Source organism: Acetoanaerobium pronyense (assembly GCF_017874355.1).
Taxonomy (GTDB): domain Bacteria; phylum Bacillota; class Clostridia; order Peptostreptococcales; family Filifactoraceae; genus Acetoanaerobium; species Acetoanaerobium pronyense.
The window spans coordinates 114,562-138,511 of the sequence record NZ_JAGGLI010000001.1 but is presented as its reverse complement, the minus strand read 5'-3'; the positions used below and the strand labels follow the sequence as shown (position 1 = coordinate 138,511).

General features: G+C 33.4%; 24 protein-coding genes. 5 read left to right on the top strand and 19 right to left on the bottom strand.

Features of this window, described 5'->3' with window-relative positions; all coding sequences use genetic code 11:
* Positions 1–19 precede the first annotated feature (19 nt).
* On the bottom strand, positions 20–1,033 hold the full coding sequence (locus J2Z35_RS00660) for a PhoH family protein (protein WP_245330687.1): 1,014 nt from the start codon (positions 1,031–1,033) through the stop codon (positions 20–22).
* A 167-nt stretch (positions 1,034–1,200) separates the two neighbouring features.
* On the opposite strand from J2Z35_RS00660, the gene J2Z35_RS00655 reads away from it, so the two are divergent.
* Together J2Z35_RS00655 and J2Z35_RS00650 are read left to right on the top strand one after the other, a co-directional pair.
* Positions 1,201–1,575 (top strand): class II SORL domain-containing protein, encoded by a 375-nt coding sequence (locus J2Z35_RS00655; protein WP_209658293.1) that lies wholly within the window; start codon positions 1,201–1,203, stop codon positions 1,573–1,575.
* A 96-nt stretch (positions 1,576–1,671) separates the two neighbouring features.
* Complete coding sequence (locus J2Z35_RS00650) at positions 1,672–2,103, top strand: S1 RNA-binding domain-containing protein (protein WP_209658291.1); 432 nt, start codon at positions 1,672–1,674, stop codon at positions 2,101–2,103.
* Positions 2,104–2,157: 54 nt separating this feature from the next.
* Here J2Z35_RS00650 and J2Z35_RS00645 read toward each other — a convergent pair whose 3' ends face one another.
* Genes J2Z35_RS00645 through J2Z35_RS00630 form a run of 4 tightly spaced genes read right to left on the bottom strand, consistent with a single transcriptional unit; the run spans position 2,158 to position 5,746 of the window.
* Positions 2,158–2,874, bottom strand: coding sequence for an MBL fold metallo-hydrolase (locus tag J2Z35_RS00645; protein WP_209658289.1), 717 nt, complete (start codon positions 2,872–2,874; stop codon positions 2,158–2,160).
* Positions 2,875–2,894: 20 nt separating this feature from the next.
* Complete coding sequence (locus J2Z35_RS00640) at positions 2,895–3,431, bottom strand: hypothetical protein (protein ID WP_209658288.1); 537 nt, start codon at positions 3,429–3,431, stop codon at positions 2,895–2,897.
* Between the two features lie 17 nt (positions 3,432–3,448).
* Positions 3,449–4,459: a flotillin-like protein FloA gene (floA, locus tag J2Z35_RS00635; RefSeq protein WP_209658286.1), complete on the bottom strand. Its 1,011-nt coding sequence runs from the start codon at positions 4,457–4,459 to the stop codon at positions 3,449–3,451.
* Between the two features lie 3 nt (positions 4,460–4,462).
* Positions 4,463–5,746: an NfeD family protein gene (locus J2Z35_RS00630; RefSeq protein ID WP_209658284.1), complete on the bottom strand. Its 1,284-nt coding sequence runs from the start codon at positions 5,744–5,746 to the stop codon at positions 4,463–4,465.
* Between the two features lie 942 nt (positions 5,747–6,688).
* Here J2Z35_RS00630 and J2Z35_RS00625 point away from each other — a divergent pair.
* Together J2Z35_RS00625 and J2Z35_RS00620 are read left to right on the top strand one after the other, a co-directional pair.
* On the top strand, positions 6,689–8,368 hold the full coding sequence (locus J2Z35_RS00625; RefSeq protein ID WP_209658280.1) for a 2-oxoacid:acceptor oxidoreductase subunit alpha: 1,680 nt from the start codon (positions 6,689–6,691) through the stop codon (positions 8,366–8,368).
* Positions 8,361–9,206, top strand: coding sequence for a thiamine pyrophosphate-dependent enzyme (locus J2Z35_RS00620; protein WP_209658278.1), 846 nt, complete (start codon positions 8,361–8,363; stop codon positions 9,204–9,206). Before J2Z35_RS00625 ends, J2Z35_RS00620 begins: the two co-directional genes overlap by 8 nt.
* Before the next feature lie 59 nt (positions 9,207–9,265).
* On the opposite strand, the gene J2Z35_RS00615 is transcribed toward J2Z35_RS00620, so the two are convergent.
* The 6 genes from J2Z35_RS00615 to J2Z35_RS00590 form a co-directional block, all read right to left on the bottom strand.
* Positions 9,266–10,021 (bottom strand): YaaA family protein, encoded by a 756-nt coding sequence (locus J2Z35_RS00615; protein WP_209658276.1) that lies wholly within the window; start codon positions 10,019–10,021, stop codon positions 9,266–9,268.
* Positions 10,022–10,138: 117 nt separating this feature from the next.
* Complete coding sequence (locus J2Z35_RS00610; RefSeq protein WP_209658274.1) at positions 10,139–11,098, bottom strand: ABC transporter ATP-binding protein; 960 nt, start codon at positions 11,096–11,098, stop codon at positions 10,139–10,141.
* 1 nt (position 11,099) lies between these two features.
* Entirely contained in the window at positions 11,100–12,089 is a 990-nt protein-coding gene (locus J2Z35_RS00605; RefSeq protein WP_209658273.1) for an ABC transporter ATP-binding protein, read from the bottom strand.
* Positions 12,090–12,106: 17 nt separating this feature from the next.
* Entirely contained in the window at positions 12,107–13,009 is a 903-nt protein-coding gene (locus J2Z35_RS00600) for an ABC transporter permease (protein WP_209658271.1), read from the bottom strand.
* A 12-nt stretch (positions 13,010–13,021) separates the two neighbouring features.
* Complete coding sequence (gene nikB, locus J2Z35_RS00595; protein ID WP_209658269.1) at positions 13,022–13,951, bottom strand: nickel ABC transporter permease; 930 nt, start codon at positions 13,949–13,951, stop codon at positions 13,022–13,024.
* A gap of 118 nt (positions 13,952–14,069) precedes the next feature.
* The gene (locus J2Z35_RS00590; protein WP_209658267.1) at positions 14,070–15,632 is read right to left on the bottom strand and encodes a glutathione ABC transporter substrate-binding protein; all 1,563 of its coding nucleotides are present in this window, start codon (positions 15,630–15,632) and stop codon (positions 14,070–14,072) included.
* 593 nt (positions 15,633–16,225) lie between these two features.
* Here J2Z35_RS00590 and J2Z35_RS00585 point away from each other — a divergent pair.
* Positions 16,226–17,101: a LiaF transmembrane domain-containing protein gene (locus J2Z35_RS00585; RefSeq protein WP_209658265.1), complete on the top strand. Its 876-nt coding sequence runs from the start codon at positions 16,226–16,228 to the stop codon at positions 17,099–17,101.
* A 1-nt stretch (position 17,102) separates the two neighbouring features.
* Here J2Z35_RS00585 and J2Z35_RS00580 read toward each other — a convergent pair whose 3' ends face one another.
* The 8 genes from J2Z35_RS00580 to dnaJ all read right to left on the bottom strand — a co-directional run bounded on the left by J2Z35_RS00580 (position 17,103) and on the right by dnaJ (position 23,861).
* A complete protein-coding gene (locus tag J2Z35_RS00580) occupies positions 17,103–18,353 on the bottom strand; it encodes an MFS transporter (protein ID WP_209658263.1) in 1,251 nt (416 codons plus the stop codon).
* Between the two features lie 48 nt (positions 18,354–18,401).
* Complete coding sequence (locus tag J2Z35_RS00575; protein WP_209658262.1) at positions 18,402–18,845, bottom strand: GatB/YqeY domain-containing protein; 444 nt, start codon at positions 18,843–18,845, stop codon at positions 18,402–18,404.
* Positions 18,846–18,863: 18 nt separating this feature from the next.
* Positions 18,864–19,040: a 30S ribosomal protein S21 gene (rpsU, locus tag J2Z35_RS00570; protein ID WP_209658260.1), complete on the bottom strand. Its 177-nt coding sequence runs from the start codon at positions 19,038–19,040 to the stop codon at positions 18,864–18,866.
* 123 nt (positions 19,041–19,163) lie between these two features.
* The gene (locus tag J2Z35_RS00565) at positions 19,164–19,505 is read right to left on the bottom strand and encodes a histidine triad nucleotide-binding protein (protein ID WP_209658258.1); all 342 of its coding nucleotides are present in this window, start codon (positions 19,503–19,505) and stop codon (positions 19,164–19,166) included.
* 14 nt (positions 19,506–19,519) lie between these two features.
* Entirely contained in the window at positions 19,520–20,809 is a 1,290-nt protein-coding gene (mtaB, locus tag J2Z35_RS00560) for a tRNA (N(6)-L-threonylcarbamoyladenosine(37)-C(2))-methylthiotransferase MtaB (protein WP_245330694.1), read from the bottom strand.
* A 109-nt stretch (positions 20,810–20,918) separates the two neighbouring features.
* Positions 20,919–21,653 carry a 16S rRNA (uracil(1498)-N(3))-methyltransferase gene (locus tag J2Z35_RS00555; RefSeq protein WP_209658254.1) on the bottom strand — a complete coding sequence of 245 codons (735 nt, stop codon included), beginning with the start codon at positions 21,651–21,653 and terminating at the stop codon, positions 20,919–20,921.
* A gap of 16 nt (positions 21,654–21,669) precedes the next feature.
* Entirely contained in the window at positions 21,670–22,611 is a 942-nt protein-coding gene (prmA, locus tag J2Z35_RS00550) for a 50S ribosomal protein L11 methyltransferase (RefSeq protein WP_209658252.1), read from the bottom strand.
* A 116-nt stretch (positions 22,612–22,727) separates the two neighbouring features.
* The gene (gene dnaJ / locus J2Z35_RS00545) at positions 22,728–23,861 is read right to left on the bottom strand and encodes a molecular chaperone DnaJ (protein WP_209658533.1); all 1,134 of its coding nucleotides are present in this window, start codon (positions 23,859–23,861) and stop codon (positions 22,728–22,730) included.
* Between the last annotated feature and the right edge of the window lie 89 nt (positions 23,862–23,950).

The window sequence follows — 23,950 nt, the reverse complement described above, 5'->3', positions numbered from 1 at the left end:
TTTCATTTTAAATATACTTTTAAAACTTCTTTTTAAAATTATTTCCTTTTTCTTTTAATGACTCTTTTTTTAATGCATCCTTCTTTTCATGCTTTTCATATGCTTTTATAATTCTTTGTACTAGCTCATGTCTTACTACATCTTTTTCTGAGAGATTATTAATTCCTATTCCTTTTATTTCTTTTAGAACTTCAGTAGCATGTAAAAGACCACTATATTTGTTCCCTGGAAGGTCTATTTGAGTTACATCTCCAGTAACGACAGCCTTTGATCCAAATCCTAATCTTGTAAGAAACATTTTCATCTGCTCTTTAGTAGTATTTTGGGCCTCATCTAATATAATAAATGAGTTATCAAGAGTCCTTCCTCTCATAAAAGCAAGGGGTGCTACCTCTATCATACCTTTTTCCATATATTTAGAGAACTTTTCAGGTCCCATGATATCAAATAGTGCATCATAAAGTGGTCTAAGATATGGGTCCACCTTATCTTTTAAATCCCCTGGAAGAAACCCCAGACTTTCTCCAGCCTCAACAGCAGGCCTCGTAAGGATGATTCTTGATATTTCCTCTCTTTTAAATGCCTTCACAGCCATTGCCACTGCGAGATATGTCTTTCCTGTCCCTGCTGGCCCTGTGCATATTGTAATGTCATTTTTCCTTATATTTTCTATATAAGAATTTTGCCCTATTGTCTTTGGCTTTATTGGATTACCCTTTGCAGAAATTACAACTATATCATCTGCAATATCAGAAAGCTTTGAATCTGATTTTTGAGAAACCAAATCAATTGAATAGCTAATTGTCTGAGGGTCAAGGCTTTCTCCTTTTTTTACAAGAGAAAGAAGATCTTTCATTAATTTTTCTGCTCTTTCTACTTGGGATATATCTCCTATTAATACCACATTTCCATCTCTAAGTACTATGTGTATGCCAAATTCTTCTTCTATTAATTTAATATTTTTATCAAAATTCCCAAAGAGTTCTCTTTGGAAATTTTCATCCATAATTTCTAATTTTCTCTGTTCTAGCAAACTAGAATCCTCCTTAAATTATAAATTCTTTTCTATAATTATACCACTTTTACCTTTAAATTAACTACCTTGCTTTTTAGAGAGAACTTATTTGTTTTAAATAGAGTACTATAGGGTAAAATAATTAAGGAAATAACAATATATATATAATTTTAGGAGGTCAAAATATGTCAATTTTAGGAAATTATCTACAAACTGGAGATTGGAAAGGCGAAAAGCACGTTCCAGTAATACACGCTCCTGAATCAGTACAGGCAAATGAATTAATTAATATCAAACTATCTATTGGAGACTCTATAGCTCATCCAAACACTCTTGAGCATCACATATCATGGTTTAAACTATATTACTTAGCAGAAGGAGCTAAGTTTCCTGTAGAGCTTGGAACTTATCATTTTATGGCTCATGGTGAAGCAGATATGTTTACAGAACCTGTAGTTACTACAAGTGTTAAACTTCCTAGCTCAGGAAAGCTTATAGCCCTTAGCTACTGTAATATTCACGGACTTTGGGAAAATTCCCAAGACATTAAAGTAATATAAAAAGGTAGGCCACTGGCCTGCCTTTCATTTTTATATCTATTTTTTAATTTTATTTTATGCTATAATTACGATATCATTAATTATAGGAGTGTGTTTATGTCAAATATTTTAGAAGTAGGTATGATAGTAGAGGGAAAAGTTATTCAAATTAAACCTTTTGGGGCTTTTATATCCCTTGGTGAAAACAAAAGGGGTTTAGTTCACATATCTCAAATATCCCACGACTACATAAAAGAGGTTGGTGACGCCCTTAAGGAAGGTGATACTGTAAAGGTAAAAATACTTTCTATCGAAGCGGAAACTGGAAAAATTTCACTTTCAATTAAAGATGCAAATCCTAAGCCTAAGGTTGAGAGAGAGCAAAGACCTTTTAAAGAAAAATCATTTGAACGACCAAACTCATCTGACAGAGATAAATCATTTAAAAAAGAACCAGAAAAATCTGGCACACTTGAAGATATGCTTAAGGATTGGACTAAACAATCAAATGACAGACAGGCAGATATAAATAGACGTCTAAAAAGATAAAAAGAGGGGAATCCCCTCTTTTTTTATTGTATATTTTCATGAATAGTTATAACCTTATTTTCTATAAAGAGATTCTCCTCGTGTGCTAATTTTCAGTATTTCTGATTTCGAGTCCTTCATTTTTTCAGCAAATCTTTCTGTTATTTCATAAACATCCTGAAAATGCATAGGAATAAATACCTTCGGAGAAACTTCTCTAATAAAATATTCTCCTCCGTAATAATATGCATCTTCTAGTCTAGGATCTACTGGAAAAAATGCAAAATCTATAACCTTACCTTTAAGTTTTGATACCTCTTTAAAATAATTATTTTTAGCTTCTTGTTTTTCTTTATCATTTTCGCCTTCCCAATGCCACCAATTGAGGTCTCCTGCATGAAAAATATTAAAATTCTCTACATTCACAAGAAAAGATATACCTTCGTCAGTTGAGCCAAATGTCTTTATATTTATATCTTTTATATTTACCTCTTCATCGTTTCCTAAATAAGTTATATTTTGAAAATTATCTAGCGGCTTTATATCATTTGAAAATATATAACTTATATTTTCTTTATTGAATGTAAATATCTCTTTATCATAATGATCATAATGGCCATGTGAGACAAATATATAAATATTTTTGTTGTCAGGTAGATCCTCTTTTTTAATCTGTCCGCAGTCTTTATATCTGTTTTTTTTGCAGTTGTCCCTAAAATAATCAAATATTAGTATGCTTTTTTCTAACTCTACATAAAAGCCGCTATGAAAGAGATATGTTATTTCTATCATTTCTTCACCCTTTCAATTTTCTATTTTCTAAGACTAAGAGGTTTGTCCAAAATTTCTTTTAGTATAATAGCCCTTCGCAGGTCATCTTTATCAGAGAAAAACTTTTCTTTTTCAGATTTACTTTCCCTTGAATAAGTGGATATTCTATTAATATCTTTCTCATTAGTGCTATAAATATTTTCATGAATATTTTTATTTTCCCTAGCATATACATCATTGTTCTGAGATATGCTTTTATTTTGAGTTAAAGTATTTGATTCTTTATACATTTCATCTCTTTGATTTTTCTGGATATTTCTACTTTTTATATTCTTTTTATTTTCTATTTTTGTTTTGTATTTTTGTTTTAACTCATTTGATTTAATGCCTTCATCTTTTGATGTCTGGGAACCCGTTTTGCGATTGTCCATTCCAATTTGGATAGACTCCTTGACATCTTCCATAAATGTCTTGATTTCAGATGGTCTTTCAGTTCTTTTCGGTTTTTTCTTGTTCTTCCCTCCAGATACAATAGATGAAATAATTAAAAAGATGATAATACCTATAATATTATCCATTTATTCACCCCTTAAGACTATCTTTTGGCTTTATCAGTATCATAGCTTGATTTATCTTTTCCTTCAACTGTAGCTATAGAATCTCTCATTTGCGTATCTGCCATTACATTTTTCATATTATAATAATCCATAACTCCAAGCTGTCCGTTTTTAAAGGCTTCTGAAATAGCTCTTGGTACTTCTGCCTCAGCTTCCACAACTTTTGCTTTCATTTCCACAACTTTGGCCTTCATCTCTTGCTCTTGTGCTATTGCCATAGCTCTTCTTTCTTCTGCTTTTGCCTGTGCAATCTTCTTATCAGCTTCTGCTTGATCTGTTTGAAGTTGAGCTCCTATATTCCTTCCGATATCTATATCAGCTATATCTATAGATAATATTTCAAAGGCTGTACCAGAATCAAGTCCTTTGTCAAGAACTGTTTTAGATATTTTGTCAGGATTTTCAAGTACTTCCTTATGGTTTACTGAGCTACCAACAGTTGTTACTACACCCTCTCCAACTCTGGCTATTATAGTTTCCTCTCCTGCTCCCCCTACTAGTCTTTCTATGTTTGCTCTAACTGTAACTCTTGCTCGTACCTTTACCTCAATACCATCTTTAGCAACTGCAGCTATTATAGGGGTCTCAATAACCTTAGGATTTACAGATACCTGAACAGCTTCAAGTACATCTCTACCTGCAAGGTCTATAGCTGCTGCCTGTTCAAATTCAAGATTGATGTTTGCCCTCTGAGCCGCAATCAGTGCATCAACCACAGAGTTCACATCTCCACCCGCAAGGTAGTGAGCCTCAAGTTTGTCAATAGAAAGCTTAAGACCTGCTTTTGTTGCTTTAATCATAGGATTAACTATTTTAATAGGTTGTACCCTTCTAAATCTCATACCCACAAGAGTCATTATAGAGACCTTTACTCCTGAAAAAAGAGCCGTAAGCCAAAGTCCAAGTGGTACAAAGCTTAAAAACATAGATAGAGCGAATATAATCAGTACAAATATAATAACAATAGATATTAAATTTGCAGTATCCATATACTATACACCTTCCTTTTCTTTTACAATTAATCTACTTCCTACTGAATTTAATACAATTACTTTTGTATCTTTTGAGATATACATGCCATTAGTTGTAGCATCATAAATTTGCCCATCTATTTCAATTTTTCCAGATGGTCTAAGATAAGTGAGTGATTTCCCCTCTCTTCCTATAAGTTCAATAACCTCTTTTGATGATACGAATCCCCCTTCCTTGTCCAAATTAGTGTCTAAAAATAAAGTTTTTGAAAGATTCCTCTTGGGAATATACTTTATAATCAAAGCAATCACAATTGTAGTGATTACAAGGGCTATAGATATGCTTAATATCGCCTGAGCAGCAGAGCTTGAAGCCATTACTATACTTCCAAATATAGCAATAATTCCTCCTATTCCAAATACCCCGAATCCTGGAATAAATACTTCTATCGTAAGAAGTACAATTCCTAAAAGAAAAATAAGAACTGCAAATGTGGTAGTACTTCCAGATAATATAGAACCCGCAAAAAACAGAGCAAAGCCTACGATTCCAATAAGTCCTCCTATCCCAAGTCCAGGGGTTATTACTTCTATAACAATTCCTATAAATGCAGCTGTTAGCAAGATTTGACTTACAACTGCTGAAGATATAAAGCCAATTATATTATCGGATGTCCTCTTTGATACAATTACTTCATTGACATTTTCATAACCTAAGCTCGCATATACATCAGCCCTGTTATTTGCAATCCCATCTATAAATTCTAATTCCATTGCTCTATTTGTAGTAAGGTTAAGTAGCCTTCCCTCATCCACTACTCCATCTATAGATATAGATGAATCAGCCATTGCAGCAACAAGCTGAGGATCTCTGCCTGTCCTTTCCGCCGTAGTCTCAAGAAGAGATCTCCAGTAGGAAAGAGTTTTTTCTGAGTTTGGTATAGGCTCAGCAGATCCTATTGTAGAAGCTGGCGCCATATAAAAATCATCAGCTGAAATACTAAGAAGTACTCCTGCAGATTCAGCTTTAGTATTGACAAAACTAGCTGTTCTTACTCTAGTTCCTAAAATTTCTCTGCTTATTGCCTCCGCTGAGTCTATCCTTCCTCCTAGTGTATCGATTTGAATTAGTATTAGATCCGCATTATTATTTTCAGCATCGTTTATTCCGTGTTTTAAGTAGTTTAACATCCCGGCATTAACTTCTGAATCAAGGGAAATTACATATATAGTTTCATTTGCTGCAAAAGCATTTCCTTGTAAAAGAAACATAATAAATAAAAATGTAATTATGATTTTTTTCATTTCCCACCTCTTATATTTGTTTTTATACAACTTGAATTTCCCTCTATATACCCGATTATACTATATAAAATCTTATTTTTAAACATTTCAGATAAATTGGCGCAAAATAAGACCGACTACATATTATTAATAATATAAGCCGGTCTCATTTCGAAACTTCATTTACTATTCTACTGTTTGTGAAACATTCATTCATTCTTACCTCTTTACTTTTTAACTTAAATCTTTTTAAGCTAAAACCTTTTATTTTGTTTCATTTAAGAAACTTTACTTGCTTTTGCTTCTTTTAAAACTCTTGCTTTGTTTTAAAACTTTTTACTTCTTTTTTAAAAGTAACATCTTTCTTAAAAAACATCTTAACAAATTGGCTTTAATAATTTGTTTGTTACTTTTTTAAATCTAAATCTCTAAATCTTTTCTTTGAAACAATTTGCAGTACTCTAATGATTTTTATTTCTAAAAATCATTTTGAATTCTCAAATGCATCCATTAACCTTAAATCTCAAACATTTTTCTTGCATCAGGTGAAAATAAAACTATAGTTTTGGTTTAACACTTAACTTCAATCTCATAACCTTTTAAAAACTTGTTACAGAATCTTTGTTAATGGTGTAAATCTAAACTTCTAACTTTATAATCTTAATCTTGATACTTAAATCTTGCTTAATACTTAAAACCTTGAAATACTCTTTGGATTACATTTAGAATTCTTTTAAGGGTATTGCTAAACAATAGAACCTCTATGAAGTTTCTTTATATCAAGAAGGATCGTCATCCTTCTTACTCTATATATACCATTTTAATGTACCTTTAAACAACTATTTAAAAATTTTTTTAAAATTTTTAAAATCAAATTCAGATTATCATTTATTATTGGTTTCTATTCTGAAATTTAAGGTATATATCTTATTGAAATATACCAAACAAGGAGCAGTGATATTTATGGATTACAACATATTAATAGGCGGTAAGGCAGGACAAGGAGTAGAGACGGCTGCAATACTGCTTACAGATATTATACACCAGGCTGGACTAAATATATTTTCTTCTAAAGATTATATGTCTCGAATAAGAGGAGGCCATAACTTTGTAACAATAAGATTTTCAGAAAAAGAAATTTACTCTCATTCCAATGACTATGACCTTATTATTTCTCTTGATACGAATACCCTTGATATCCATCTAAAGGATTTGAAAAAGGATGGATATATAATTCAAGGGTCAGATATTGATTTTTCATATCATAACTTACTGTCTTTAAATGCAAAGAAAATTTCTTCTGATGCTGGAAATCCAAGAGCCTATAATAGTGTGCTCCTAGGAGCTGCCACTAAATTTTTTAATCTTCCTATAGATTCCCTTGAAAATGTTTTTTCAAAACATTTTTCCTCTCTTATTATAAAACAGAATCTAGCAGCATTTATGGAAGGATATGATTCTTCAGTAAAAATTCATGATACCTTCATTTTCAAAAAAATTCCTAATAAAATACTTTCAAATTCAAATGAGAGTTTTGCAGCTGGATCTTATGCTGGTGGCCTTACTTTTTATAGTGCATATCCAATGACACCATCTACTTCAATAATGAAGTTTCTATCAGGGATTCAAAAAGAAGCAGGTATACTCGTGGAGCAGGCTGAGGATGAAATCTCTGCAATAAACATGGCAATTGGTGCTTCTTTTGCAGGTGCTAGAGCTATGACAGGGTCTTCTGGAGGTGGATTTTCTCTTATGGTAGAAGGTCTTGGTCTTAGCGGAATTACAGAGACCCCTCTAGTAATAGCCGAGGTACAAAGACCTGGCCCTGCTACCGGACTTTCTACTAGAACTGAACAAAGTGACTTACTCTTTACAGTTTTTGCATCTCAAGGAGAGTTTCCTAGGGTAGTTACTACTATAATAAATCATGAGGATGCATTTACAAAAGGAATCAGATCCTTAAATATTGCTGAAAAATATCAAATTCCAGTTATAGTTTTATCGGATCAGTATCTGGCGGATGCAGTGAAGACAACTACTGATTTCGATCTAGAAGAAATAGTTTTAGAGGATAGTATTCTAAGAGAAAAAGTAGAAGATTATAAGAGGTATGAATTCACAGAAAGCGGTATAAGCCCAAGGCTTATTCCTGGTTCAATAGATGGTATGACAGTGCTTTATGACAGTCATGAGCATAATGAAAAAGGAGAAATAGTAGAAGACTCCTTTACTAGAAATAAAATGATGGCTAAAAGAATGAATAAAGAGGCTCTAATTCTTGAAAATGAAATTATAGAGCCTGAATACTTCGGTCATAATGAACCAGAGTATGTCCTTGTAGGTTTTGGATCCACATGGGGTGCTTTAAGAGAGGTTGCTGAAATCTTTGAAGAAGAAAATTTAAAAATAGGCTCTCTAATTTTTTCAGATATCTGGCCCCTTCCAAGAAAAAAAATTGAAGAGTTAAATAGTCATAATCCAATATTTATAAATGTAGAGCAAAATTTTACAGGTCAACTTGCAAACCTAATATCAATGAAAACTTATATAAAATTTAGAAATAACATTCTAAAATATGATGGAAGACCTCTATCTGTAAAGGAAATCTACACTAAAGCAAAGGAGATAATATCATATGATTAATTATAAAAAAGACAAGCAAACTTCATGGTGCCCAGGGTGTGGAAACTTTCCTCTTCTCGATGCTTATACAGAGGCTCTTGAAGAGTTAGGACTTGAAAATGATCAAGTCGCAGTAATTTCAGGTATTGGACAAGCTGCAAAGATACCTCACTATATGAATGTTAATGGATTTCAAGGGCTACATGGTAGAGCTTTGCCTGTAGCTTTTGGGGTGAAAGCTGCCAATCCCAAGCTCACTGTTCTTGTAAACACTGGAGATGGTGATGGTTATGGAGAGGGTGGAAATCATTTTCTGCATGCTGTAAGAAGGAATATGGATATCACACACATAGTCCATGACAACCAAATATATGGGCTTACAAAAGGTCAGGGATCCCCTACTACAGCTATAGGTCAAACTACTACCCTTCAAACGAGTGGAGTAAAATCCTATCCCTTTAATCCTATGGCTGTGGCTTTATCTCTTGGTTGCACTTTTGTAGCAAGAGGTTATGTTGGAGACAAAGAAAGATTAAAGGAAATAATAAAGAAAGGAATTAAACATAAGGGCTATTCTCTAATTGATATTTTTCAGCCTTGTGTTACCTTCAATAAGGTAAATACCTATGCCTACTATAAGGAAAATACGTATTACTTGGATGAAACTCATGATGAAAAAGATAGAATGGCTGCTCTAAATATAGCTCTCCAAACTGAAGGAAAAATTCCCCTTGGAATACTCTATGACAATCCTAAAAATGATTTTCATGACTTTAATAATCATGTTTTAGAGGGTTTGGGTCAAGAAAAATACGATATTGAAAAAATTAAAAATATAATTCATAAAAAATTCTATTAATACCTTATGTATCAAAGCTTTAAGACTTCCTATAGTATAGACAATAGGTGGTCTTAAAGCTAAAATTCATCTCTTATAAATACAAATTTATCTAATGTAGACCTTTCCTCCGAGTACATATAACCCTCATAATCAAACTCTTTTAAATCCTCTGGGTTATCAATTTTGTTGTTCATAATATATCTAGCCATCATTCCTCTTGCCCTTTTTCCATAGAGAGTTATAAATTTATACTCTCCCCTTAGAGAATCCAAAAACTCTATATCTATCCATTTGCTATAATTTTTAGCTGAATTTATAGCAGCTGAATATTCCTTTGATGAAAGATTTATAATAATTTCCCCAGTAGCTTTCATTTCTTTTTTTAACTCTTTTTTTAATATTTCATTCCAATAAACATCCAGCTTTTTATTATTTATAAATTTATATCCCATTTCCATTCTATAAGGCTTTATTTCATCTAAGGGCTTTAGTATGCCATATATCCCTGAAATTATTCTAATATGCTTTTGTCCAAAATCTAAATCCTCTTTACTAAGAAGCTCTGCTTTAAGACCACTATAAACATCCCCCTTGTATGCATAAATAGCTGGTGATTTTATATTAGTGTTTACAAAATCAATATACCTTTGAAAATTAAGCTCTGCTAGTTTGTTGCTAACACCCATCATTTCCTGCATGCCTTCATATCCTAAATCCAATATTTTATTTGCAAGATAATTTGCTTCATCCTCAAAAATCGGTTTAGAAGGCTTTATTTTATGCCCTTTATCATCAAAGCTCATAGTTTTACTTGAATTAATAAATGTAATCATTTTTTCCACATCCTTTTTTAAGCTTTGTTTTTGTTTTTATTACCTAAAATACAATCAAAAATAAGGTTTTGGAAACCTTTAGTTTCCAAAACCTTATTTTAATTTTTTTAAGTTTAGTTATTTAAGATTTCTAGCAAAGTGACATGCCACAAATCTTTCTGGCTCAATTTCTCTAAGCTCTGGAGACTGATTCAGACAAATATCTTGTCTATGTCTACATCTTCCATAGAATCTACAACCTTCTGGAGGGTTAATAGGACTTGGAACATCTCCTTCAAGTATTATCTTTTCCTTGTGAACCTCAAGAGAAGGAACTGGAATTGCAGATAATAAAGCTTGAGTATAAGGGTGAAGTGGATCCTTGAACATAGAGTTGTAATCTGACATCTCTACTATTTTTCCAAGGTACATTACCGCTATTCTGCTACTAACGTGCTTAACAACACTAAGGTCATGAGATATAAACAGATATGTAAGTCCAAATTCATCCTGAAGATCTGCCATCAGATTTAATATCTGTGCCTGTATAGAAACGTCTAGTGCTGATACAGGCTCATCCTGAACTATAAACTTTGGATTAAGAGCAAGGGCTCTAGCTATACCAATCCTTTGTCTTCTTCCTCCATCAAGTTCGTGAGGGTAAGTATTGATTAGTCTTTGTGCAAGACCAACTGTATCCATAAGCTCTTTTACTTTTTTATTCATATCAGCTTTATTGTTATATACTTTATTTACAATAAGTGGCTCTGCTATTATTTCAGAAAGACTTAATCTTGGATTAAGGGATGCAAATGGATCTTGGAATACAATTTGCATTTGCTTTCTCATATCTCTCATACCTGCAGAGTTCAGCTTAAGAATATCATTTCCTTCAAATAATACCTCTCCAGCAGTCGCTTCTAAAAGTCTTAGAAGTACTCTTCCTGTAGTTGATTTTCCACACCCTGATTCTCCAACAAGACCAAGGGTTTCTCCTTTATTTATATAAAAGTTTACATCATCTACAGCATGAAGAAGACCTTTTTTAGTGTTAAAATATTTTTTAAGATTTTTTACTTCTATCAATTTTTCAGCCATATTATTCACCTGCCTGATCTTTATTGTCTACATTTTCATATAAGAAACAGTTAACAAAGTGTCCTTCACTTACCTCAGTCCTCTGTGGAATCTGCTTAGAACAGATAGGCATAGCCTTTGGACATCTTGGATGGAATGCACATCCTGAAGGAAGGTTTGTAGGGTCAGGCATTAGACCTTTAATAGGTTTTAGTCTTGTTTCGTCTTCCTCTATATTCGGAATGGAATTAAATAGTCCCACAGTATACGGATGCTTAGGAGATGTGAATAGATTGTATTTATTTGTATACTCCACAACATTTCCTGCATACATTATAGCAACTTTATCACACACCTCTGCAACTATACCAAGGTCATGAGTAATCATTATCATAGATGTATTAAACTCTTTTTTCAGTCTATTCATAAGAGTGATTACCTGAGCCTGAATTGTAACATCAAGAGCTGTAGTAGGCTCATCTGCTATAAGAAGCTCTGGATTACACGCTAGAGCAATCGCTATTACAACCCTTTGCTTCATTCCTCCACTAAACTGATGCGGGAAATCCTTTGATCTAGCTCCTGGGATTCCAACAGTTTCTAGCATTTCCTCTGCTTTAACCATTGCCTGTGCATTGTTTACATTTTGATGAAGTTTTATAACCTCAGCAATTTGCTCTCCAACTGTAAGTACTGGATTAAGAGAAGTCATAGGATCCTGAAATATCATGGAAATTTTATTTCCTCTGATTTTTCTAAGTTCTGATTGAGATTTTTTTAGAAGGTCTTCACCATCATATATTATTTCTCCACTTACAATTTTTCCAGGAGGAGTTTGAATTAGTTGCATAATCCCAAGAGCCGTAGTAGTCTTTCCAGCTCCTGTCTCTCCAACGATTCCTAAAGTCTCTCCCTTTGCTATTTCAAAAGTCATGTCGTTTACAGCTTTTACTGTACCTTCATGAGATATATAGTGTATATTTAAGTCTTTAACTTCAAGTAACATACTCATATTAGTTTCCTCCCATCTTAATTCTTAAGTCTTGGATCAAGAGCATCTCTTAACCCGTCACCTAGTAGGTTTAGCCCGAAGATGGTGATCATTATAGCTAGTCCAGGGAAAGCTGTCATATGAGGATAATCTCTTATAAACTGTCTTCCTGAAGATAGCATAGCTCCCCATTCTGGAGTTGGAGGCTGAATACCAAGCCCTATAAAGCTTAGACCTGCAGCCGAAAGTATCGCTCCTGCAACACCTAATGTCGCCTGAACTATTATTGGAGCCATTGAATTTGGTATTATATGTCTTCCTATTATTCTAACATCATTTGCTCCTACTGCTCTTGCAGCTTCTACAAACTCTTGGTCTTTTAATGTAAGTACAGAAGCTCTTACTATTCTCGAATAAGAAGGTATACTTGAGATACCAACTGCAATCATTACGTTTGAAAGTCCAGGCCCGAGAGCTGCAACGATTGATATGGCAAGAAGAATAGACGGAATAGCAAGAAGTATATCCATCATTCTCATTATAAAGTTGTCAAGTTTTCCTCCATAGTACCCTGCTATTGCTCCAAGAATTCCACCAGTTATCATAGCTATACCAACAGCTATAAATCCAACTTGAAGAGATATTCTAGAGCCGTGTACAACCCTGCTAAATATATCTCTACCAAAGTTATCAGTACCAAACCAATGATTACTATTTGGTGTTTGAAGAGCATTCATAAGATTTTGGTCGTCTATTCCAAATGGAGCAACAATATCTGCAAGCAAAGCACTTAGTATAAGTACTATTATAATTCCTAGTCCCACCATTGCCGATTTATTTTGTCTTAGTCTTCTCCATACCTCAAGCCACTGACTTCTCTTTTTTGCATTTTCGGCAACGTTTTCCTTTTGTATATCTACTTTTTTACTATCTGTCGTCATCGATGAACCTCCTTACTTGTACTGTGATCTTATTCTAGGATCTACGAAGGCATATAAAATATCAACTATTAAGTTTACAAAACTAAACGTTACAGCAATAAATAATACGCCTCCCTGTACTACCGGAAAATCTCTAGATCTTATGGAATCAACCATTAGTCTACCAACACCTGGTACTGCAAATATAGATTCTGTTAATACTGCTCCCCCAAGTAAGTATCCAAACTGAAGTCCAATTACCGTAATTATAGGTATAAGCGCATTTTTAAGGGCATGTCTGTTTATTACCTTAGACTCTACTTGACCTTTAGCCCTTGCAGTTCTTATGTAATCCTGTCTTATTACTTCCAGCATACTGGATCTTGTCATTCTTGTGATTATCGCTGCTGTACTTGTCCCTATAGTAAGTGCTGGAAGCACCATATGGGCGGGTGTATTAAATCCAGATGAAGGAAGCCATCCCAGATATACTGAAAAAACTAGAATCATCATAAGTCCCTGCCAGAAGTTTGGCATCGATACACCAAGTAGAGCAACTACCATTGCAACATTGTCAAATAATGAATACTGCTTTGTTGCAGATATTATTCCAGTAGGAATTCCTATTATAACAGCTACCATGATTCCTAATGCCGCAAGTTTAAGAGTTGAAGGAAATCTTGTCATAATCAGCTCTAAAACAGGCCTGTTGGTAGTATACGATCTACCTATATCTTGATGAACAACTGCATTCTTAACATATCTTCCAAATTGTACTAAAAACGGATCATCAAGACCCAATTCTGCTCTAAGCCTTATCACGTCTGCCTCAGCAGCCGCTTCCCCAAGCATAATTCTTGCTGGATCTCCAGGAGTAAAATACATCATGGTAAATATTATAAAAGTAACTCCTAAGATTACAGGAATGAGCATTAGTAATCTTCTAAGTATGTACTTATGCATAACTAGCCTCCTTTGAAAATGACATCCACAGTAATAATGTAGGGCTTAAATCACCCTACATTATTATGTGAAATAGGTTTTTTATAAAACTTTTTAAACTAGATTATTAAAATTTAAATTATTCGAAGTATACTGTGAATATTTTATGGTGTCCTGCTGGATGTTGCTGGAACCCTTTAACGTTTGATCTAACTCCAGCTAAGTCTTCCCCAGCCCATGTAAATATCCATGGAGCTTCGTCTCTTATTATTTGCTGTACTTCCATATACGCTTCTTCTCTTACGTCAGGATCTACAGATTTTCTTCCTATATCAAGAAGCTCATCAACTCTTGCATTAGAGTAGAATGTTCTGTTTCCTGCAGCTCCATGCTGTGAAGAGTGGAATAAAGGATATAGTCCGTAATCTGGATCTCCAGTTACAGTAACCCATCCAAGTATGAACATATCATGCTCACCAGCTGCTGTTCCATCTAGGTAAGATCCCCACTCAACAACTTGTACTTCTGCGTTTATATTTACGGCTTTAAGCTGATTTTGTACTATTTCTGCGATATCCATTCTTTGCTGGTTATCGTTAGTCCAGATTGTTGTTGAGAAACCATCAGCAAGTCCTGCTTCTGCAAGAAGTTCTTTAGCTTTTTCAACATCATATCCGTATCCTTCTAGGTCTTGATTTGAAGCCCATACGTTTGGTCCAAGAACACCTTTAGCTGGTGATCCAACACCTTTGTATACAGCGTTAACTATAGACTCCATATCAAGAGCATAGTTTATTGCTTGACGTACTCTTACATCATCATAAGGTGCTTTTGCAGCGTTGAATCCAATATATGATGTAGCAAGGTTTGGACTTCTTTGAAGAACTAAATCAGAGTTTGACTCTACTCTTTCTACGTCTGTAGGAGCTATATCATAAGCGATATCTATTCCACCAGTTTCAAGTTCTATAGTTCTGTTTGTGTTTTCTGGTATATTTCTAAAAATTACTCTTTCAATAGCTGGAGCATCTCCATGGAACTCGTCAAATCTAACAAGCTCTATGCTATCTCCACTCATCCACTTGTCAAATTTGTATGGTCCAGTTCCAACTGGGTTTTGTCCATAGTCTTCTCCAAACTCTTCTACTGCAGTTTGATTAAGCATACCAGTAGCTGTATGAGCAAGATGTGATAAAAGTGGAGCAAATGGCTCAGAAGTTGCTATTCTTATTGTGTAGTCATCAACTACCTCGATTGCATCTCCATTAATAGAACCAACTATATGTCCTATTTGAGCTGAATCTAAAGCTCTAAGTAATGTAAACTTAACATCTTCAGCAGTAAAGTCTTCTCCATTGTGGAATTTAACTCCCTGCTTTAGTTTAAATTCAAATGTAAGGTCATCAACTTGCTCCCAAGATTCAGCAAGCCCAGGTTGAAGTTCCATACTTTCATTTTGATTTACTAGAGTTTCATATATTTGCTTAGAAACTCTTGAAGAAGGTTGATCATTTGTTGCATGAGGGTCAAGTGAAACTGCATCTGCCCCTTGTCCTACGATTAAAACGTCTTTTGTTGCAGCTGGTGTTTCTTCTCCTCCAGTTGATGGTGCAGGCTCATCTCCGCCATTACCACATCCTACAGCAATAAGTGCTACCATTAGGATCAAACTAAGTAGTAAGGTTATTTTTTTGTTTTTCATTTCATTTCTCCCTTCCATATTTTGTTATATTCAAACTTCATCTTAGTGAAGAGGAAGCTTAAACCAATTTTTACAAGGACAATATAACGACGTATTGAAAAATCATAATGAATTAAATTTTCCAAATATATTAAATATACTTTCTATTGCCTTGATTAATATCAATTATATATTATTTTTGTGAGACACACAACAAAATTATTATGTATGTTTCCAATAATCCCTCTATATAAAATTTTCAGTTTATTCATAAGTATGCTTAAAATATTAAATGAAAACAAATATCTTTTACTAAATATAAGCTATTCAAAGGTTTTCAATCTCTAGCTTTGAAAGAATATTTAAATTATTAAAAGCTATGAAATTTTTTATACATACTAACGAATAATTATTTTATAAAAATTCACTTTAGCATAAAGTAAAATTTATATATATTTCCAAAATTCTGTTAATTTCTATATAAATTTCTTTTATATACAATACTTCTGTTTTCAGTTTTTTAACATAATTTTATTTTCTTACCTAATTTCAATACTATTAATTGGGGTATTTGTTTATAATAATCTTAGAATAAAATTTAAGGAGGAATTAAATTGAGATTAAAAGTTGATATTATAGGTCTTATTCTAATAGCAATCGGTTTAATTATGCTATTCAATTATTTAGGTTATACAGATATCAGGGTTATGGATATCTTATTCTCTTATTGGCCCCTTATCCTCATTTATATCGGAATTAAAATGCTATTTGATAGAAGCAGCAAATCTGAGATTATAATTGGTGCACTTTTATGCTTCTTAGGACTTGGACTTCTTGGAGACAACCTAAATGTCTTTAGATTCGATATTGGTTATTTTATAGGGCTTATTTGGCCTATAGCTATGATTTTAATCGGTTTATCACTTATGTATAATCCAAAGCAAAAGAAAAAAGGTTCTGATTATAGTAAGGAAAGCTATAAAGGAGATATTCCTGAAAATGACACAATTCTCAATACAAAGACTGAAAATCTTGATAGTTATAATAAAGTAAATAAAAGCCCTAAGATAAAAGTAAATCTTACAAAGGATAGTGATTATGATGGCGATTATGAAACTGAATCTTCATTTAAAGAGATTCACACAGTATTATACGATTCTTTCGAGGAATTATGGGATATTAAAGACGGATCTTATACTGCCTTTATGGGAGGAGTAGAGCTTGATATATCCAAGGCAAAATTTTTAAAAGAAGAGGTTAATATAAATCTTACGGCAGTAATGGGAGGGATTGAAATACTCGTTCCAAGGGATGTTACAATTCACTGCAAGGGAACTGCTGTTTTAGGAGGGCTGGAATTTATCGGAAAGGAAAGTGGAGGAGTATTCTCTAATCTTACTGGAGACTACATCCCCCAAATCAAATCTAAAGGAACCATATTTTTTAACTGTAATGTTCTAATGGGTGAAATAACTATAAATTTTAAGTAGACTAAACTTCAACATCCTTATAATCTATAAATAAAGCAGATATAAAAGAAAGTATTCCAAAGACCAATATTGAAATAAACGCTTTTTCTATTCCTATTCCTTGTTGAATAAAGAATGCTATTAAAAAATTTACAATTCCACTTCCTAAAAATTCCATCATGTTAGCAGTAGAGGTGGCTATTCCGGAATTTTTTAGGAAGTTAACATCTTTAATTACAGTAAAGGTTAAGATATGAAACATTATAGCTGCACCCATCAAAAAGAATAATAAAGGAATTTGCTCTATAGGCGGTCTTCCCTTCATTATGATGAGTACATAAAACCAAAGTATCGTATAAAATCCTGTTGACAAAAGAAGATTTGCCTTATAGTTCCCTTTTAAAAATCTGTCCATCAAAGAAACAAATGGAGCTCCAGCTATGAATCCAAAGGTAAAGAAAGAAACAAATTCTGCTGCATTTACCTTGTCTACTCCATAGATGCTTGTGATATAATTAACTCCCCAAAGTCCCATAATAGATGTCATTGTGGATATAAAGAAGAACATAACCATTAAAGGAGGGTATGTTCTTTTATTTTTAAATACTTCTTTCAATGACTCAGAAATTTTTGAAGTTTTGTTTTCCTTTGCCTCTGCTTGTTTATCTTTTACAAAAATAAACATAATTCCTAAGGATACTAGATTCAAGATTGTAATCACGTGCAAAGAAGTATTAGCTCCTACTCTTGAAATCATATAAGCAAGAGGAAGTGTTCCTGCAAACATCCCTATATTGGATATAAATGCCATAAGAGATGATAATTGAGAAAAGTACTTCCTTTTAAACCAAAGAGTCTGAACTTTCATTATAGATATTACCGCCATAGAAGTACCAAGTCCTATAAAAAACCTTGATATCCATCCAATTAAAAAGCTATCTGTAACTGTAAATAAAAATGAAGATATAGTAGTCAAGGTTGCTCCAAATAAATTTAACTTTCTAACTCCCACTTTGTCAATTAATATACCTGATGGAATCTGAAAGATAGCATATCCATAAAAAACAGCAGATGCCATAAATGAAAGTCCTACAATATCAATTTCAAATTTTGACATGATATAGTCTGGCATTACACCTATATAAAGCCTCTGAACAAATACCATTATCATATTTATTACTAGTGATGCCCAAATGAAAAGTCCATCCTTATTTTCCTTTAATCTGTCTTTAAAGGTTTTTTCATAAATTTCATATTTTAATGTTTCCCCCAAAGAAATCCCTCCATTAGAAAAAGAGGCCTTTGGCCTCTTTGTATGTGTTTAATTAAGGATTTGTTTCGCGATTTCATTTATTCTTTTTCCGTCAGCCTTACCTTTTACCTTAGGCATGACAACACCCATGATTTTTCCCATATCTTTCATGGTAGTAGCACCAACTTGATTGATTGTTTCGCTAACAATAGCATGAAGTTCTTCATCTGTAAGCTGCTCAGGAAGATACCCCATTAAGATAGAAATCTCTTTTTCTGTTTCATCAACAAGATCATCTCTTTGCAGTTTTTTGAACTCTTCAAGAGCATCTTTTCTTTGCTTTAACTGCTTAGAGATTACATCCAATATATCATCGTCAGAAAGCTCGACTCTTTCATCCACTTCCTTTTGCTTTATGGCGGAGCGAACAAGAGTAACAACAGATTTTCTCACCTGATCTTTGTTCTTCATGGATTCTTTAAGGTCATTCATCAACGTGTCCTTAAGAGTCATGTATTTCACCTCGATTAATTATCTTTTCTTTTTTCTAGCTGCTTCAGACTTTTTCTTTCTCTTAACGCTAGGCTTATCATAATGTTCTCTTTTTCTAACTTCTGACATAACTCCTGAAAGAGCGCACTGACGCTTAAATCTCTTAAGAGCACTGTCTATAGTCTCATTGTCTTTAATCTTAACTTCTGTTGCCATTCCTTATCCCTCCCCTCCACTACTAACACTGGTACGATAATATGGAGTAGTCAATCTTTTATGTTGGCTGGGTGCTAACACTAAATTATTATAAACTGAAATGATGATTAATTCAAGTATTTTTTAACCTGGAGGCCATTTCATGTTTCTTCCACCTAAAAGATGTACATGAAGATGGTATACAGTTTGTCCACCTTCTTCATTACAATTATTTACAAGCCTAAATCCACTCTTTTCTATTCCTTCTTTTTCAGCAATATGTTGAGCTGCTTTAATCAGCTCATTTGAAACATTAGAGCTTGTATCTACATCCATAATAGTTGCTATATGCTTTTTAGGTATTATAACAATGTGAACCGGAGCTTCTGGATTAATATCCCTAAAAGCAAAAACATATTCGTTTTCATATACTTTTTTAGATGGAATATCCCCGTTTACTATTGAACAAAAAATGCAATCTCCCACAATTACTCCTCCTTTTAGCTGTTAATATTTGATAGCTCTCCTATTACAAACTCATCAGTGGACTCAGTTAATTTAACCTTTAGTATCTTCCCTTGTACATCTTCCTCTGACTTAACCCACACTTTTATATAGTTTTTAGTATGTCCTTCGTATCCTTCTTTACTATGGCTTTCAAATAGTACTTCTACTTCTTCTCCTAAAAACCTTTTTTCAAAAGCTCTTTTATTTTCTTTTCCTAAATTTATAAGAGCTTCACTTCGTTCGTTTTTTTCCTGTGGACTTACCTGGTCTTTCATTAGAGCGGCCTTCGTACCTTCTCTTGGAGAATACTTGAATATATGAGCATCATAAAGATTTATTTCCTTTAAAAATCTTAAAGTTTCATTGAATTCATCTTCTGTCTCTGACGGAAACCCTACTATTACATCTGTAGTTATGGCTGCATCAGGATATATATTTCTTATCATATCAACAGCACTCTTATACATTTTTGTGTCATATCTTCTATTCATTCTCTTTAGAGTTTCATCACAGCCACTTTGAAGTGAAAGATGAAAATGCGGACAAAACTGCTCAACCTTGAAAATTCCTTCAAGAAATTCCTTCGTAATTATAAGAGGTTCCACTGAGCTTGTCCTTATTCTTTTTACATTTTCTATCTTTCCAATTTCCGTAATTACATCCAGTAAGCTGTTTTTTTCATTTAAGTCTTTACCATAGGATGCAACATGTATGCCTGTTAGAACTATCTCACTAAAGCCTTTTTCAGAAAGCTCTTTTACCTCTTTAATTATATCTTCAAGTTTTCTGCTTCTTACTGGACCTCTTGTATAAGGTATAATACAGTAGCTACAGAACCTATCGCATCCCTCTTGAATTTTTAAAAATGCTCTAGTTTTTCCTTTTAGGTTTGAAAGAGATAGATCTTCAAATTCTCTTTGCTTCATTATATCTATTACTTCTACGACTTTTTCTATACCTGTAAGCTTTTCAACCTCAGAAACTATTTTATTTCTGTCGCTTGTTCCCATTACAAGATTTACTCCATCTATGGATATAATCTCATCTGGAGATTTTTGGGAATAGCATCCCACTACAGCCATCACTGATTCAGGGTTTATTTTTTTCGCCCTTCTTATCATTTGTCTGGATTTTTTGTCTGACATAGCAGTAACTGTGCATGTATTTATCACATACACATCAGAAAATTCATCAAATTCTCCGATTTCATAACCTCTATCCTTAAAAAGCTCTATCATTGCATCTGTCTCATATTGATTGACTTTGCACCCTAGAGTATACATGCTGACTATTTTTTTTCTATTGTATATTTTTTCAAATTCCCTTGAATCTAGGGTTAAATCCACCCTTTGGTTTATCATTATTACCTCCAAAAACTGATACACAATTAGATTAATTAAATTCATTTGATATGATTGCAAGAGCGGCAATCGCTGCTGTTTCCGTCCTTAAAATTCTATTTCCAAGAGAAAGGACGGATATATCTAGCTCCTCAATCTCCTTTATTTCCTCAGGTGCGAATCCCCCTTCAGGCCCTATTATAACTCCTATGGACTTTACAGTGGATAAATCCCGTTCACTTAGAAAAGATTTCAGGCTAACATCTCTATGATTTTCATAAAAGACTATATTTAAATCATTTTTTTTGATACTTTCTTTAAAAGCTTTAAAAGAGCATGAAGCTTCAACAACTGGAATCTGTGTCCTCTTGCTTTGCTTTGAAGCTTCATAAGCTACTCTATTTAGCCTCTGAAGCTTCTTATCCTCTTTTTCCCCTTTTATTTCTGCAACGCATCTTTTAAAGCTTACAGGAATTATTGACCTAATGCCAAGCTCCGTAGCTTTTTGGACAATTGTATCAAGCTTTTGACCTTTGGGTATTCCCTGATAGAGGTTAATATCTACAGGAAGCTCTCTTGATATATTCACTTCTTCAATTAGATTAAACCCTATAGAATCTTTGTCTACAGTTTCTATTTCTGCAATATATTCAATATGATTTTTATCAACAATTTCTATTTTATTTCCTTGTTTTAGCCTTAAAACTTTGGAAATATGTTTTACATCATCCTTATTATCTATGATATTTGAAAGTTTTGCATACTTATCAATGAAAAATCTATCCATTAGACTACCGCCTTAATTATAATACTCTAGATGTAATACATGCCCATTCGCCCATTTTATTTACATCTATTATTTCAAAGCCTTTTTCTATTATTGCTTGTTTTACATCTTCAAGTCTGGAAAGTATAATACCTGATGATATAAAGATACCTCCAGATTTTACAAATTTATCTACATCATCTGAAAGAGCTATAATTATATCAGCAATTATATTTGCAACTAGTATATCGCTTTTTTCATGAATTACATCTGTAAGGTTTCCATGTCTTATCTCTACAAATGCCGATAGATTGTTTTGCTCTACATTTTCCTTGGAAACCCTTACAGCCATAGGGTCTAAATCTACCCCTACTACATTTTCCGCTCCAAGCTTTGCTGCAGCAATAGATAGTATGCCGCTTCCACAGCCAATATCAAGTACAGTGTTTTCTCCTGTTACATATTTTTCAAGCTCTATAATACACATATTTGTAGTTTCATGAGTTCCTGTTCCAAATGCCATTCCAGGGTCAAGGTCTATGACAATCTCGTTTAATGAAGCTTCATAATCTTCCCATGTAGGCTTTATAACAATGCTATTTGATACTTTTATAGGCTTATAGTATTTTTTCCAAGCATTTTCCCAATCTTCCTGATTAACTTCTTCAATTTCTACAAGAGCATCCCCTATATCAATTCCATACTGAGAAAGGTTTTTCACCCCTTCTCTTATTATTTCTATTTTAGAGATAATACTCAAATCTTCTTCAGATAAATATGCCTTTACAATAGCGCCTTCATATCCATTGATAAATACATCTTCCTCTATATAGTCCCAGGAAAGCTCGTCCTTTTCTTGAAAAATGAAGTCTTTGGGATCTTCAATAACTACCCCTTGGGCTCCTACCTCATAAAATATGTTACTAACAGCTTCTACAGCCTCTGTTGTAGTTTTAACTTTTATTTCCGTCCACTTCATATTAAACCTCCTGAAACAATATATTAGTTTCCCATTATATATTATAGAACTTAAAAAAACCAGCTGTCAAAAAAGATTTAACCTAAAATTATTTAGGTTAAATCTTTTCCTTATTGTTACTTAAATATATTTTTTACCTTTTCAAAAAAATTCTTGCTCTGCTCGTTTATTTCTTCTCCACTTTGTTTTGCAAAATCTCTTAATATGTCCTTTTGCTTATCAGATAATTTTTTTGGCACCTCTACATTTATCTTAATAAGCTGATCTCCTCTTTGAGCAGTTCTTAAGTAAGGTATTCCTTTTCCTCTAAGTCTAAATACCGTACCGCTTTGTGTTCCTTCCGGAATCTTGTATTTTACTTTTCCATCAAGGGTAGGTACCTCTACTTCATCTCCAAGAGCTGCTTGTACAAAGGTAATCGGCATCTCCATCATTACTGTATACCCTTCTCTTACAAATAATGGATGAGGCTCTACATCCACAACTATATAAAGATCTCCTCTTGGTCCACCTTTTGACCCAAGTTGTCCTTCGCCTGACATCTTTATAGTTGCTCCATCATCTATCCCAGCAGGTATTCTTACATTGATTTTTTTAGATTTTCTAATCTTCCCTTGTCCATGACACTTTTCACATTTTTCTTCTATTATAGTACCGCTTCCATGACAAGTAGGACATTCTGCAACATTTATCATATTACCAAAAGGCGTCCTAGTTGCCTGTCTTATTTCTCCAGTACCGTTACATGTAGAGCAGGTCTTTGAGGATGTCCCTGGTTTCGCTCCAGAGCCACTACATACACTACATTCCTCTTCTCTTTGAATTGTTATCTCTCTTTCTACTCCAAATGCAGCTTCTTCAAATTTAAGATCCATTCTAAGTTTGATATCACTGCCTTTTCTTGGACCATTTCGTCTTGTTTGTCTTCCTCCAAAGGAGCCTCCAAATATATCCCCAAACATATCTCCAAAGATATCTTCAAAGCCTCCACCCGAGAATCCACCTTGACCAAATCCTCCTCCTGAAAAACCAGCATGACCGAACTGGTCGTAGGTTCTTCTTTTTTGAGGGTCAGAAAGAACTTCATAAGCCTCGCTTATTTCTTTAAATTTATCTTCTGAGCTTTTATCTCCTTGATTTTTGTCAGGATGATACTGCATTGCCATTTTTCTATATGCCTTTTTGATTTCCTGTTCAGATGCGTCTTTCCCTAAACCTAAGACTTCATAGTAATCCCTTTTTTCCACTATTTCACCACCTATATTAATTAAACAACTCTTCACTTTTATATAGTAAGTATACTAATAGTTAAAGCGAATCTTCCTTTATTCACAATAAT

Bases quoted from the DNA above. Each gene is read 5' to 3' on its own strand.
- J2Z35_RS00655 (WP_209658293.1), top strand. From the start codon at position 1,201: ATGTCAATTTTAGGAAATTATCTACAAACTGGAGATTGGAAAGGCGAA.
- J2Z35_RS00650 (WP_209658291.1), top strand. From the start codon at position 1,672: ATGTCAAATATTTTAGAAGTAGGTATGATAGTAGAGGGAAAAGTTATT.
- J2Z35_RS00645 (WP_209658289.1), bottom strand. From the start codon at position 2,874: ATGATAGAAATAACATATCTCTTTCATAGCGGCTTTTATGTAGAGTTA.
- J2Z35_RS00640 (WP_209658288.1), bottom strand. From the start codon at position 3,431: ATGGATAATATTATAGGTATTATCATCTTTTTAATTATTTCATCTATT.
- floA (WP_209658286.1), bottom strand. From the start codon at position 4,459: ATGGATACTGCAAATTTAATATCTATTGTTATTATATTTGTACTGATT.
- J2Z35_RS00630 (WP_209658284.1), bottom strand. From the start codon at position 5,746: ATGAAAAAAATCATAATTACATTTTTATTTATTATGTTTCTTTTACAA.
- J2Z35_RS00625 (WP_209658280.1), top strand. From the start codon at position 6,689: ATGGATTACAACATATTAATAGGCGGTAAGGCAGGACAAGGAGTAGAG.
- J2Z35_RS00620 (WP_209658278.1), top strand. From the start codon at position 8,361: ATGATTAATTATAAAAAAGACAAGCAAACTTCATGGTGCCCAGGGTGT.
- J2Z35_RS00615 (WP_209658276.1), bottom strand. From the start codon at position 10,021: ATGATTACATTTATTAATTCAAGTAAAACTATGAGCTTTGATGATAAA.
- J2Z35_RS00610 (WP_209658274.1), bottom strand. From the start codon at position 11,098: ATGGCTGAAAAATTGATAGAAGTAAAAAATCTTAAAAAATATTTTAAC.
- J2Z35_RS00605 (WP_209658273.1), bottom strand. From the start codon at position 12,089: ATGAGTATGTTACTTGAAGTTAAAGACTTAAATATACACTATATATCT.
- J2Z35_RS00600 (WP_209658271.1), bottom strand. From the start codon at position 13,009: ATGACGACAGATAGTAAAAAAGTAGATATACAAAAGGAAAACGTTGCC.
- nikB (WP_209658269.1), bottom strand. From the start codon at position 13,951: ATGCATAAGTACATACTTAGAAGATTACTAATGCTCATTCCTGTAATC.
- J2Z35_RS00590 (WP_209658267.1), bottom strand. From the start codon at position 15,632: ATGAAAAACAAAAAAATAACCTTACTACTTAGTTTGATCCTAATGGTA.
- J2Z35_RS00575 (WP_209658262.1), bottom strand. From the start codon at position 18,845: ATGACTCTTAAGGACACGTTGATGAATGACCTTAAAGAATCCATGAAG.
- rpsU (WP_209658260.1), bottom strand. From the start codon at position 19,040: ATGGCAACAGAAGTTAAGATTAAAGACAATGAGACTATAGACAGTGCT.
- mtaB (WP_245330694.1), bottom strand. From the start codon at position 20,809: ATGTATACTCTAGGGTGCAAAGTCAATCAATATGAGACAGATGCAATG.
- J2Z35_RS00555 (WP_209658254.1), bottom strand. From the start codon at position 21,653: ATGGATAGATTTTTCATTGATAAGTATGCAAAACTTTCAAATATCATA.
- prmA (WP_209658252.1), bottom strand. From the start codon at position 22,611: ATGAAGTGGACGGAAATAAAAGTTAAAACTACAACAGAGGCTGTAGAA.